This is a genomic window from Mastigocoleus testarum BC008 (assembly GCF_001456025.1).
Taxonomy (GTDB): Bacteria; Cyanobacteriota; Cyanobacteriia; order Cyanobacteriales; family Nostocaceae; genus Mastigocoleus; species Mastigocoleus testarum.
Genome location: NZ_LMTZ01000094.1, coordinates 24752 through 38742, shown reverse-complemented (window position 1 = coordinate 38742; position 13991 = coordinate 24752). Strand labels below are relative to the sequence as shown.

General features: G+C 38.3%; 9 protein-coding genes and 1 CRISPR repeat array (1 of these 10 cut by a window edge). Of the genes, 2 read left to right on the top strand and 7 right to left on the bottom strand.

Features of this window, described 5'->3' with window-relative positions; translation table 11 throughout:
• Window positions 1-224: direct repeats of the CRISPR family, unit length 37 nt; unit sequence CTTTCAACTTACTTAATCCCGCTTGCGGGATTGAAAC; it reaches 1567 nt to the left of the window's first position.
• Between the two features lie 146 nt (window positions 225-370).
• Complete coding sequence (locus tag BC008_RS19330) at window positions 371-1402, top strand: helix-turn-helix transcriptional regulator (RefSeq protein WP_063800783.1); 1032 nt, start codon at window positions 371-373, stop codon at window positions 1400-1402.
• 118 nt (window positions 1403-1520) lie between these two features.
• Here the strand turns inward: BC008_RS19330 and BC008_RS19325 are convergent, their stop codons facing one another.
• Entirely contained in the window at window positions 1521-2363 is an 843-nt protein-coding gene (locus BC008_RS19325) for a hypothetical protein (RefSeq protein WP_027846749.1), read from the bottom strand.
• Window positions 2364-2798: 435 nt separating this feature from the next.
• Here BC008_RS19325 and fabG point away from each other — a divergent pair, with 435 nt between their 5' ends.
• Window positions 2799-3494, top strand: coding sequence for a 3-oxoacyl-ACP reductase FabG (gene fabG / locus BC008_RS19320; RefSeq protein WP_027846748.1), 696 nt, complete (start codon window positions 2799-2801; stop codon window positions 3492-3494).
• A 51-nt stretch (window positions 3495-3545) separates the two neighbouring features.
• Here the strand turns inward: fabG and BC008_RS19315 are convergent, their stop codons facing one another.
• From BC008_RS19315 to BC008_RS19290, 6 genes are all read right to left on the bottom strand, one after another.
• Window positions 3546-4553, bottom strand: a complete 1008-nt coding sequence (locus tag BC008_RS19315; RefSeq protein ID WP_027847070.1) for an NAD-dependent epimerase/dehydratase family protein — start codon at window positions 4551-4553, stop codon at window positions 3546-3548.
• Between the two features lie 352 nt (window positions 4554-4905).
• Window positions 4906-6405, bottom strand: coding sequence for an MBL fold metallo-hydrolase (locus BC008_RS19310; RefSeq protein WP_027847018.1), 1500 nt, complete (start codon window positions 6403-6405; stop codon window positions 4906-4908).
• 305 nt (window positions 6406-6710) lie between these two features.
• Window positions 6711-10136, bottom strand: a complete 3426-nt coding sequence (locus BC008_RS19305) for an alpha/beta fold hydrolase (RefSeq protein WP_027844492.1) — start codon at window positions 10134-10136, stop codon at window positions 6711-6713.
• A 393-nt stretch (window positions 10137-10529) separates the two neighbouring features.
• On the bottom strand, window positions 10530-11147 hold the full coding sequence (locus BC008_RS19300) for a cytochrome c oxidase subunit 3 (protein ID WP_027844491.1): 618 nt from the start codon (window positions 11145-11147) through the stop codon (window positions 10530-10532).
• A 122-nt stretch (window positions 11148-11269) separates the two neighbouring features.
• Window positions 11270-13057 (bottom strand): cytochrome c oxidase subunit I, encoded by a 1788-nt coding sequence (locus tag BC008_RS19295; protein WP_082650579.1) that lies wholly within the window; start codon window positions 13055-13057, stop codon window positions 11270-11272.
• Window positions 13054-13986: a cytochrome c oxidase subunit II gene (locus BC008_RS19290; RefSeq protein ID WP_027844490.1), complete on the bottom strand. Its 933-nt coding sequence runs from the start codon at window positions 13984-13986 to the stop codon at window positions 13054-13056. The genes BC008_RS19295 and BC008_RS19290 overlap by 4 nt, the downstream gene beginning before the upstream one ends.
• Window positions 13987-13991: the final 5 nt, after the last annotated feature.

Genomic DNA, 13991 nt, shown 5'->3' with positions numbered 1-13991 from the left:
TGAAACGTGCAGCAAACGCTAACAAAGTTAAGGTAGCTGCTCTTTCAACTTACTTAATCCCGCTTGCGGGATTGAAACCTTAGACTTAATTTTGAATTAACTGGTCAGTCTACTTTCAACTTACTTAATCCCGCTTGCGGGATTGAAACCAAAATAGAATTAAACCTAATACCCCTATTTGGTCGGACTTTCAACTTACTTAATCCCGCTTGCGGGTGAAACAAAGAATAATAAAAATTAAGAGATATTTCTTTCCTTCTTTAAGATTAAAAAATCCTTCTTTATGGACTTGAAACAATAATTATTTGGTTATAAAACAGTTTTAAATCATCTTTCAATTCATGAATTCTGTCTTACGGGATTGAAAAACATGCATGCGAAAAAAACTAAAAACTACAACCAAATAGGTTTTGCTCTAGAAATTCTGAAACTATTAGCCGAAAAACCACGAACAAGAGAAGACCTATCCCAATTACTTTCTGGCTTTCTAGAAAATCATGGTAAATCTGATGGTGATACACCTCAAAAACTAACTCGAACAGTTCGCAAACTCAGAGACTGCGGAATAGAAATTAAAAGCGCACCCCATCACCCCTACCAATTGATAGATGCAAACTTTCCGGTAATTCTTTCCCCCAAACAGCGAGAAGCTCTAGCATTAGCAGCTTATTTTTTAACCGATATGGGTTTTTCCGCTCAAGCTACCCAAATTTTGCGCATTGGGGACATCAAAAAAAGCGACATACCACCCCATCTCAAAGTAGATTTTAGTCCTCCCGCAGACTATAGCGATCGCCAACTAGAAGATACTGTCACTAAAATCCAAGAAAGAATCGAACAACAAAAACGTTATACAATTCGGTATCAAAGCAGTAAAGGGAAAGAGCGTAATTGGGATATCGATCGCTCGGAATTAAGATTGCATGATGGTAGCCTTTATTTGTTTGCTTTTGTACCTGACTGGAATTCTTGGCGGTTTACAGAGTTTCCCAATGTAGACCAAAATCGTATCTTTCGGATTGATAAAATTATTAATGTTGGCGCTTCAAGTGATGTTCATTGGGTTTCTTGTGACTTTGCAAAAATTGATATTACTTATCGTCTGAGCGGAAGTTTAGCAAATTATCAGACCCGCAGACCAAATGAGACAGTAATCAAACGCGATTTAAACGCCAGATTTGTTGAAATTGTTGCTGAACAAGACTATCCCTTCTGGTTTCGTCAAAGGATTTTACGCTATGGTTCCAACGCCCAAGTACTAACACCTGATTGGTTTGTTGAAGAAATTAGAAAAGAATATCAAAAAGGTAATAGAAATTATGAGAAAAAATTTGTTTTCTTAAAAGGGAACAGGGAACAGGGAACAAAAAACACAGAACAGCTAAGAAATATTAGAACATAATTGTTGCTTCTAGCAACAGGGAAATAGGGAACACTAGACAGGATACGAATAACAAAAAATGTCCTAAACCAAATACGCAATCCTAATATTTGGGATCGCTGAAGCGCGAAAGCTAAAGTTAAATTGTAAAATTTGTATCTTCTAAAAGAGAAGCATCTAGTATGGAAGGAAAGTCGAATAAAGGTGGCTCAACCCGTAAATATTTATCTCCTTTCAAATCTTCTGGATTAATTAAACTTGTTCCCATACTTAGCTTTTTTGCTTGAAGTTCTGCCCATTTAACAATTTCTTTACGTTCTTGAGGGCTGGTTTTACTCGCAATAATTTTTAATGCTTTAATAATAGACTCATCTTCAACAATATCTTGAATCCATAAAGCATCGCTGCATATACCCAGGGGTTTATCTTCACCAACGGGAGGAGGAGAAATACGTCTTACAATTTCTCTCAGTTCTTCTATATTTTTATAAATAACCAGATTTTTAATTTCTGGAAGAATAATTGTCAAAATTGCCGGTGGAGCCACTCGTTTTTCATCATAATCAAAGTTTTGACAAGCTCGATCTAAAACATAGGACCAAGCATTCATCGACCAATGAATTTCCTTGTATAAAAAGTGTCTGATAACCCAATGTTCGAACTCAACAGCAACATTATGCCCCAGAAGAGTCGCTAATTCTTGTAACGCCAACTTAACTACTTTTTGCCAAGGTAAAGGTTTATTAATTCCTTGAAATATTTCAAGCTCTGGTTGTTTAGTTTTAGTTCGTCTGTGATACTCAAATTCAATACTGGGATAAATAGATTTCCATACTTGTAGATTATCCACAAGAACTGTTGGTAGCCCCATGTATTTTACTATCGGTTTCGACCAAGATAAAGTAGGTAACTTGAATCCTCGCAGCCACCACAATTCATTACTATCCCAAATTCCTGATAGTGGTATTTTTTCTTGATTCATATTCTTTTGTGACCGAGAGATGTTAATATCGTTCCACTATCGTTAAGTTAAGACATCATTATTAACTTTTTTGAACTTAATCTCTAAACTTTAAGTTTAAATATCTATTTATGTTTAAACCTTAAGTTATCGTACAGATTTTAGTGGGCAAAATTATTCTTATGGATATAAAAGGTTATTTCTATTTATCGTTTAATTTCTCCTGTATTCAAAGGTTGTTTGGAAGACTTTATTTTTAACATAAAAATATCAAAAACCCAATTTAGAATTCTTCACATATATGGGCATAAATTATTTTTTACTTTTCACTCCCGTAAGATTTGAAGAAAAACTCTAAGTATTTTTGTAACTTTCCAAGTATTTCCTAACAGACACTAATTATATTTGCTTATGTTGGGATACCTCAATTAGAAAATCTATGTATAGAAAAAAATTATGAAAGGTAAACAAGTTTTACTAACTGGTGGGACTGGTGGACTTGGTCGCGGTGTTACACCGGTAGTTCTTTCCAAAGGTGCAGAAGTCACCATACCTTACCGCAGTGCAAAAGAAGTCGAAAATCTCAAAAGTTTAATTCCACCTGCAGACTTTGCTCGAATCAAATTCATTGAAACCGACCTAACCCAAGAAAAATCGGTAGAAAATTTAATTAATAGTATGGAACGAGTGGATGTACTGATCCATTTGGTTGGGGGTTTCTCAATGGGTAAGGTTAATGAATATGAATTTGACCGTTGGAAACAAGATTTTGATTTAAACTTAAATACTACTTTCCTAGTTTGCAAGCACAGTTTGAGAAGAATGCTGGAAAATGACTATGGACGGATTGTTACTATTGGTTCTAGAGGTGCTGTAGAACCAGCAGGACAATTAGCAGCTTATTGTGCAGCCAAAGCTGGAGTAGTAGCTTTAACCAAAGCGATCGCAGATGAAACAAAAGAAATGAATATTACTGCGAATGTGGTTTTACCCAGCATTATTGATACCCCCAGTAACCGACAAGCAATGGGTACAGAAAATGCAGATAAGTGGGTAAAACCAGAATCTTTAGCTGAAGTTATTTGTTTTTTGGGCTCAGAAATTGCTAAAGATACTAGTGGTGCAGTAATTCCGGTTTATGGTAAGGCGTAATTGGGTAATTGGGTAATTGGTAATGGGTAATGGGTAATGGGTAATTGGTAACTAATTGATATATTTCCTTATGCGAAACCAATTTATTGCACGAGTAATAGCCTCATTTAAATCTACTTTTGATTGAAAACCCAATTCTTTTTGTGCTTTAGAACCATCTAAAAATTGACCAGACGCCATGACTGCGATCGCAGATGAACTGATTTTGGGTAATTTTCCACCGAAAAGTTGATATTTAGTTTCTTGAAATTTAGATATCGTTTTAGCTATTGGTAAAGGAATGGCGATTTTGGGTGGGGAAACCCCAGCAATTTTGGCTATTAGTTTGACTAGTTCATCCATTGAAATATTGGTACCAGTAAATAAATATCTTTCTCCTGGTTTACCAGCTTCGCAAGCGAGTATTAGTCCTTTACCCGCATCTCCTGTATAAATAACGTTGCGATCACCCCTGATATAACCGGGAATTGTACCGTTGGCGATTTCTACAATTAATCTACCAGTGGATGGAGCATAATCAAATTCACCAAAGCACATGGAAGGAATACCAATAACTACTGGTAAGCCATTTTTAGCTTTTTGTTTTGCTAAACGATCCATTTCCCACTTGACTTGCAGGTAGGGATTTTTATTTTGTGGTGTACGAACATACTCTAATTCTTCCGTAGCAGGTAAATTTTGGGGATGTTTTGGTAATGCGATCGCGGCTCCTAAATAAATAATTTTTTGTATATCTGTTTGGGAACAAGCTTGGTAGAAATTTTCCATTTGCGAAACCGCAGTTTTAACTTCAGCTTGCAAAGAACGCGGTTTTGTTGGATAGTAAGCTGCACAGTTAATTATGGCATCTAAACCAGTGAATGCTTGCACTAGAGATGCTCTATCATTTAGATCGCCGATTCTGCTGCTAAAGATTCTAGAAGTAAAGGAAAGGTCTTTAATTGATTCCAAATTAGAAGATGCTCGGTGAATGACTAGCAGTTCGTGACCGTGTTCTAAAACAGCATTAGCGGTATGATGACCGATCGCACCAGTCGCACCCAATATACCTATTTTCATTTTTTGTTTTATTCGTCAATCGCTTTCAAAAATAATCTCAATGGTGCGTTACGGCGCGATTAAGTTTAACTTTAAACGATATTATTGTTTCGCGCCTAACGGGTGTTTTCAAACTAGTTATTTACAATATTATTTGATTTTAAGATCCCCTAAATCCCCCGCTAATTTAGGGGACTTTGACTAGTTCCCCCGCTTTTCAAGGGGGGTCATATCATGTCCGGTAAAACACTTGCGATAAGATTCATAGTAGCGCTTTAGCGTCATAGAAAAACATTGGCGCTAAAGCGCTACTACAAACATATTTTTTCATAAGTAATTAAGCGGACATGATATTAGAGGGGATCCATATAGATTAATCTGTATTATGCTCTTGCTCAACTATTTGATACACCCAACGGATGTTGTTTTTTGCTGTCGCCCAGGTCAATCTATTGTTATGGAATGATGGTAATATTCTTCGATGCCATTGGGATAAGTCTATAGTGTTGCTGGCTTGTTCGATACTCAATCCTTGTTTGTAAGCATTGTCAACACTTTGATACAGATATTCTAAATAATTTGCATATTGTTGTAAGTCGCTAGCTGTAGCGATGGGACCATGACCAGGGAGAAATTTGGCGTCGGGATATTTTTGAGCTATTTCACGAATAGCTGCTATCGTTTGGGGAATTGCAACTCCACCTTCACCCAAATCAAAAAATGGATAATAGGTATGAAATAAAAGGTCACCTGTAGCAATTATATTTTCTTTTGGTAAGTAAGCCCAAAGGTCACCGTGGGTATGGGCGATACCTGGATATGTCAGAATAATTTCTTGGTTCTTTAACTTTAATGTATCGGTTTTATTGACTAAATTATCACTTTGGGGAATATATTCCTGATGAGATTTCCACCAGTTTCCATCCCGAAGCATCATTAGTGGAGGAACTTGACGATGGGCAAATATTTGGGCTGATGGATAGAGGATATTACCTTGGGTATGGTCGTAATGGTAGTGAGTATTAACTATTTTAGTAACGTTGCTATTGGGTAAATTTCGCTTAATCCAACGACGTAAACTTTGAGCTCCTGGAGGAAATTTGGGGTCGAGCACAAGTATTTCTTTACCATCTTCCACTACCAAAGAGTTTCCCCCACCACCTAAAACTGCGTACACTCCGGGAGCCATTTCCACCGTTTGTTGTTGTACGTAAGATAGGTAAAACCAAGTTGCAAAACTTCCACTACCTAAAACAACTAGAAGTAAAATTAAGGACAAGAAAAATTTCCAGTTATTTTTTGAACGCCAGTTGTTTTTCGATTGCAAGTATCGCCAATCTAAAGACTTCTGCTGAGAGTAAACCTTTTCTAAGTGCTTTGCTCCTTCTAAGGAAAAATTCTTCACAAAAGTGAAGTGAGCCAGCCAAAATCCCTTGAGGAGTCGAAAATTCCAGCCCATTGCTTTTTCCCACGAACCAAAGCGAGTGTAACCGTTACCCAAGTCTTTCATATAGTAAGTATGACGAGCATAAAAACCAGGAAGGATTGTTACTTCCCAAGTAACCTTGTGCTGTGGTTCAAGTTCGACTATGGTTGCGATCGCAGGCATTTTATATAAAAACCACCAGCGTATTGGTTCAAAGACCCAAATCAGTTGCTTTCCTAGTTTTAGTTCGCTGTTAAAAGTCCAAAAAAAACACTTATTCCAATAATTCCAGGTATTTGGACGGTTAAAGGTTTCCCAGAGAACATCAACGGGAATTTGTAAATCCACATATCCATCAATTGGCGTCATGTCTTCCGACAAAGCTAAGATTTCTGCTTTACTTGTATCTGCTTTGCTTGTACCTGCTGTGGTTTTATTAGTTTTCATGATAGATTAGTAGACGACTAATTCATACACCAATTTCTTTTAAGATTGCTACAATTTTTTTAATCTAATACCAGTTCGATAAATCATTGCAACAGATTCCCCGGTAGAGACGTTGCATGCAACGTCTCTACAGAAATCTATCTGTCTCATTATTTTTCCAAATTGGTATAAGAAAATAGGGAACAGATTCAAACAATTGATATGTAGCAGTTTTTTGAAATTGATATAAGCTTTTTCGTTAACTGATACTCTTTACCGTTATCGTCTATTTAATAGGGCTAAAGCCCAACTACGAGCGTCAAAACTTAAAGTGTTTCTTCTAACTGTTCTAGAATTAGCGGATAAACATCATTAACAGCATTTTTACCAAAGATACAATCAATGTGACCGTAGTTGGGAATTACATAACGCTTATATAATTGCTTCCCATTGACGTCAGATAATAGTTTACAAGTATACTCCGTACTTTCAGGTAACCAACAGTTATTTTCTTCTCCATGAATAAAGGTTATAGGGATTGCTAAATTTTCTAATTGACCTACATAAATTTCCGAACTGTCAGCACTGACTAGGTGACATTCACGAACTAATAGAGCAAGATGCTCAAATGTACTGAGGTTAGCGATTCCAAACAGTTCGTGCAAATTCTTATATGTTGCATCGTTGAGTTGTTCTAAATTGTAAAGCTGTCCGTAGAGGAAAGAAATGCGATGACTAATAGGGTTAGTATCTACTTTACCAGCTTTAACAGGATATAATTTTAAGGCTGTATCGATAATTCGATTGATGCAGTTAGCCTTGAGATCGGAATAGGCGGTAAGGGATTTAAAACCTAATTTTTTCAGTAATGAAGGCAATCGCAAATGGGAATTTATCTTTGTTATCATTGGCGATCGCATGTGAGTTGCGACTTGAGAAATAACCGCCGAACGTACCCCTTCAAGTCCTGCTAACATTGACATAAAAAAGGTTGTAGCCCCGAAGCAGTGAGCGACTACTTGAATACTTTTTGCTCCAGTAAGATTACTGATTTTCTCAACAGCAGCAGGAAAATCGTTGAGAGCAATATCATCACCATTTGATTGAGTGCTAGATATGGGTAATTCAATACTGACTCGATAATCTAGTAACCAAATATCATATCCATGCTCAAATAAATATTCTACTAAGTTAGTCCCAATGGTATCGATGGAGAAAATCGAACTTGATACTCCAAAACCATGAACCAACATCACTGGACCTTTATTTCCACCATGATAGTTGGTTAGTCTCAATTGTGCACCATCACGAGCTTCAAAGTAATGGATTTGAGGTGCATCAACTCGTAGCTTACGTTTTTGACGAGGTGGTGCATCAGGATTAAAAACTGTTGGTCTAGTAAAAATTTTACCGTAAATATCGAATAGTTCTCCGGCAAAAAATCTTCCGAAACGAGTTGTAAGTTGCAAGTATTGCTTGATATTTTTGGCGTTAGTAATTCGCAATGTAGACATCTGACGAAGGAAGTCCTGGAGATGAATATTCAAAATCCCCTTACCCACTAACGAACGCTTAAAGGTGTCGCATTCATAGATACTGATATATAGGGTAGTTGTATCCGACCAAAGGTCCAAAACTCCGTCATCATGTATTAGTTTGTAACCTTCTAAATTGTAGATTTTTCCACTTTCTGCGATCGCTTTGAGAAAATATTCCATTCGCTTCGTTTTTACTGAATCATTGGAATTGACTACAAACAAGCGAAAATCCCCATCTCTAACTGTGATTGGTTTAGGCTCGAGTTCGGGAGCAATTACAGTACCTACCACTTTAGCTGAGTGACTCTCTAAATTAAGCATTTGCTCTAAGTCGGAGGAGCTAATTGTCAGGGTAAATTCCAGAGATGAATTATTTTCTTTACCTTTTGCTGCTGCAACTTTGTAGTCTTCTTTCTCTTGAGTGGAAAAATAACCACGCATGGTTTCGGTAAATTTAATTCCCGGACGCTGTAACGAACTTGCAATCTGATTTTTGCTTTTACTCTTAAATGTCTGAGAAGGTAAATTGTAGTTAATCTTCCAACCGTAGTCTTGAGCGATTAATGCAGCACAACGTTCGGCGATTGCAGAGATTGTCAGTAAGGGATTCACACCTAGGGAGCGGGGAATCACTGAACCATCACATACATATAATCCTTGATAAACTTCTTTACCTTGGGTCTGTGAGAATACTTGTCCTTTATGATTAACAACTCCACAACTTGCATCTTCTCCCATTGGACATCCACCTAAGGGATGAACTGTTATCAAATCTTTTTGAAATAAATTACTCCAAATCGGATTATGGATCTTAGTCCCACCTAAAGCACGGGTAGCTTGTCCAATATAGTCGTCAACGCGTTCAAAGTGGGTTTTTTGACCGATTCCTTGCCAATGGATTCTTAATTTGTCTTCTGATAAGAATATCCGACCATTCGCTTCATCGTGACTCATAACTAAGAAAGTCTGAGTATTTTTGAGAGCGCCTGTATATGCTCCTCTAACAAAGCAATTTAACTCTCGTCCTTTCTCTTTGAGAGATTCTACAAGACCACTATCTATATCTTTGGTCAATATTGGAGCAACAGCTGCAAACATTCTTGGTAGAAAACCCGAGAGTGCACCAGGGATCGAACCTTCTTGAATTATTATACTATTATCCAGACGAGGCTGCGATCGCATATCGATAATACCGGTGATACAAGGACCAACATCTTCCATTTTCTGTGGTGGAAAATAACCAAAACCTACACCGTTAATTTCTTCCTCGTTATTGTAGCCAAACGCTAGTACATCACCGTTACCGCTAAAGCCATGACCTAATTTCTTCGATAGAGGTAAACCATGGGATGCAGAACGGAGTAAAATTTCCGTTGAACCCAAAGCTCCAGCAGCCAAAATGACAATATCTGCACTAACAAACATTGTCGGAGCATCAAATGTTTCTCTTCCATTTTCAAGCAATTGATAATGAATTAACCAACGATTATCTTGCTTTTGAATCCAAGACACAGATACTTGCGTATAAATTTCTGCACCGTGATTTTTTGCATCTGGCAAATAGTTCATCGCAACAGTATTCTTGGCTTTATAATTGCAACCAGATACACAATCACCGCATAAATTACAAGCTTGTTGTTCTACACCTACATGGTTGATTCCATCTTCAAAGTTAACATTAATAGGTGGTCGTTCAAACGGTTGATTTAAGTATTGTGCTGATTTTTCTAAGGCTTCTAATTTTTTTAAAGGTGGATAATTTTCTGGGTAGGGTGTAGGTTTGAGCATTTCCTCTGCTCGATTATACCCTTGTGCAAGTAAAGTACGAACATCATTACGAAATTCTTGGGGAAAGCATTTATCTCTAAAAACTCGGTCTTCGGGACGCAAAGATACATTCGCATTGATTAAAGAGGTTCCACCTAAACCGCAACCAACAAAAACATTTATATCTTCATTAATGCGAAAATCATATAAACCTGTAGATGGACCAATATGTTTTCCCTCCAAGTCTATCTGCATTTCTTTAAACGCCGTTTTAGGATTATTCGGGAATTCACCTGGTTGGATTTCTTTACCCCGTTCTAAAATACAAACCTGTTGTCCGGCTCGAGCAAGACGCGATGCAGTAATTCCACCACCGTATCCAGATCCAATAACTACTACTTTATAATGATTTTGGATTCTTTCTATAGGGTTTGACAAGCGGGTCATAATATCAACCTTTACAGTAGAGATGCACACCTAAAAACACTGAAGGTAAAAAGGTGTTTTGTACGTTTTTTCGTCGACTTATGACAACTTCAAAGGTCAATGGGGGAATTCCGTAAAATCAGACGCTTAATTGGGTGGTAATAGCAGAGTATTGTTATTTCAGGAAATGGGAAATGGGGAAAAGCAATTGGATTCTATACTTTGTTAAAACCTTATCCTAGGAGAGTTTTGACCTAGAAATACTGGGCAAATGAAAAAAACAAAAACAGAGCAAAAAATTTGTAGAGACGCAGGAATTCTACGTCTCTACCAGCGATATATTCACTTTTAAACAACTGTAAGTTGACAGGAATGAGTAAAAAAGAGCGATTTTCTTTCCTGTCTTTTGCAAAATCATTGCCACAGATAAATTAAAGCAAATAAAACAATCCAGATAATGTCAACAAAGTGCCAGAATAATGAGGTTGCGTTGATCCCAAAGTGACCGTTATCGTAGTTTCCGGGAGTAAAGGAACGAGTTAACATGATTCCTTGGAGCAGAATTCCGGTAAAAACGTGCAAACCGTGGAAGCCTGTTAATAAGTAGAACATTCCTCCATATATCCCAGAGGTAAAACCAAACTCAAGGTTACTCCATTCAATTCCCTGTCCGATGAGAAAATAACTTCCCATCAGCATTGTCAATCCTAAAAAGAAACGAAATTTATTCAAGTTATTACGAGCAAGTTCTTGTTCTGCTAAGTAAATTACAAAACTACTAGTGACAAGAACCACTGTATTAATTGCAGGTTCGCGAACCTCTAGTCCAGATACTCCTGGGGGTAACCAGTCAGGTACTGTGGTTTTGTAGACTATATATCCGACAAAGAAACTCAAGAAAATAATACTTTCTGAGAGTAAGAAGACAATAAAGCCAAACATACTGTTAGCTTCTTCATCGTGGTGGTGTTCTCCTCCACCAGTTTGATATATAGGCTGTTGATACTCTTCGGAAATTATAGACCCTGTCATTCGTTATTCTCCTGTGGCGACTAGGTATTGGCGACTGGGGATTGGGAAAGAGATCATTAAGTTCATTACCAATTACCAGCGACCAATTACATATCATCAATCAAAGCAAATCATCAATCAAACTACTCGCGTTCAAGTCCATCTGCTGACAATATTTCTGATTCTTCTGTATCAGATTCTTCTGATTCAAATTCTTCTGGTTCAAATTCTTCTTGCTCTAATGTTTCGTTGGCGAATACGGAAATTTCTTCGACTGTTTTCAGTGTTAAGGGTTCAGATTTTCCATAACCATAGGGTTCTGAAATTACCACTGGAATCTCTTCAAAGTTTTCTACCGGGGGTGGTGAACCAACTTCCCATTCCAAACCAATCGCCCGCCAAGGATTATCAGGTGCTTTCTCACCCTGCATCCAAGAAGCTATCATGTTGAAAATGAAAGGCAAACTAGACATACCCAACAAAAAGGCTCCGAGGCTAGCAACTACATTCCAAAATGTATATTCTGGAGCATAGGAAGAGACTCGACGTAACATACCGTGCAATCCTAATGGATGCATGGGTAAAAAGTTAAGGTTAGTACCGATAAATGCTAAAGCAAAGTGTAATTTACCCCAACCTTCGTAATACATTCTTCCGGTCATTTTTGGAAACCAATGGTAGATGGCTGCATACATCCCCATAGTTACTGTTCCGTAAAGAACGTAATGAAAGTGACCGACAACGAAATAAGTATTGTTGACATGAACGTCCACGGGTACCGAGGACAGCATAATCCCAGTAATACCAGCAAATACAAACATTACTAATCCACCCAAGGCGAACAGCATGGCTGTATTTAGTTTGATTTTACCCTTCCAAATAGTTGCGACCCAGGCAAATACTTTAATCCCTGTAGGTACGGAAACGCACATAGTTGAAAGCATGAAAATCATCCGCATCCAACCAGGGGTTCCGCTGACATACATATGATGTACCCACACCAAACCACTTACCCCAGCAATCACCATAGATGAAATGGCAACTACTTTGTAACCAAACAAGGGCTTACGAGCATAGACAGGAAATATCTCAGAAAAGATACCAAAAATAGGCAGAATAATTACGTAAACTGCAGGGTGGGAATAGAACCAGAAAAAGTGCTGGAACATTACCGGATTACCGCCACCTGCTGGGTTGAAAAAGCTAGTACCAGCAGTGAGGTCAAACAGTAGCATTACCGCACCTGCAGTCAATGCAGGCAATCCAAAAAGTTGGATGATTTGAGCGCTGAATACAGCCCAGACAAAAATCGGCATGCGGAAAAATGTCATCCCTGGAGCCCGCATTTTGACGATAGTTGTCACAAAATTAACTGCCCCCATAATCGAGGATACTCCCGATATGGCAACAGCCAACAGCCAGACAACCTCACCATTAATTAGGCTACCTGTCGGATTTTGCACGCTTACGGGTGGATAGGACCACCAACCTGCTTGTGCTGGACCCCCAGGAACGGCAAAACTAACCATCAGTAAAACACCGACGACAGGTACCATCCAAAAAGCCGCAGCATTTAGACGAGGGAACGCCATATCTCGCGCCCCAATCATTAGGGGAACGAGATAGTTAGCCATACCAACCAAAGAAGGGAAAGTCCACAAGAACAGCATCACTGTACCGTGCATTGTGAACATACCGTTATAAACAGTACGGTTAACTAAATCGGCTTCGGGAGTCATTAATTCACCCCGAAGAATCATCGCAAAAATACCACCCACCAAAAAGAAAATAAAAGAGGTGACAAGGTATTGAATACCGATTACTTTGTGATCGGTACTGAAACTAAAATATTCCTTCCAATGTGTTGGCGGTTCGGAATAGGATGTCTCGCCAAAAATTTTAATGTCTGTATCGACGGAAATGTTTGTCATTGTTTATCTTCCTTTCCACCGGAATAATTAACCAGAGGAGGTTGTGCGGGAACAACAGTAGCCCAGCCATTAGGAAATCCAGACTCAGAGGCTTGAGCGTATTCCAAAGCCGCTTGATTTTTTGCCGGAACTAGCTGATTTTTAGCCGCAGCTTTCAACCATTTGTGATACTCTTCTGGGGATTCAACAATTACATTCGCTTCCATGGTGGCAAAATAAGTCCCGCTATATTGGGAATCAGTTAACCGATATTTACCCTCGCGTACTGGAGTAAATTCAAAGTCAATTGTGGTGTTGGGAATAATATCTTGCTTGAGTCGGAAGCCAGGAATATAAAATCCATGAATCACATCCTCTGACTGTAAAGCTAACCGCACGTGTTCATTAGCTGGTAAATGTAATTCGGTACTGGTTACATTTCTTTCAGGATAATGAAATATCCAAGCCCACTGCTTAGCAGTGACATCAATATCTGTAACAGCTTGATTTGGAGACTCCATGGTTGCAGCATAGGCTGATTCAATTCCAGGTACCTGTAACTTCATCAACTCATCCGAACCTTGGACTCCCATTTGTTGATAAATTTGATAGCTGTAACCGGCAATCCAAAATACCAACATCACTGGAATTACTGTCCAGACAATTTCCAAAGTTAGATTTCCCTCAATTGGGGGTCCATCACTAGTATCACCAGGAGCAGCACGATGGAAGATTAGGGAGTATACAACAACACCCGTGACTCCCAAAAATATAAAAGCTCCCAGGGTGACCAAAAAACTGATTAAATTATCAATTAATACAGATTCAGCCGCACCTTGTGGTGGTAACCAGGAATAAGCCTGCTGACCGACCCATAAACTCGTAACCGTCAAAGCGATCGCACTTGCGATCAGTATCAGAATTCTTCTGAAAAAATTCCAGATGTTCATTTTTC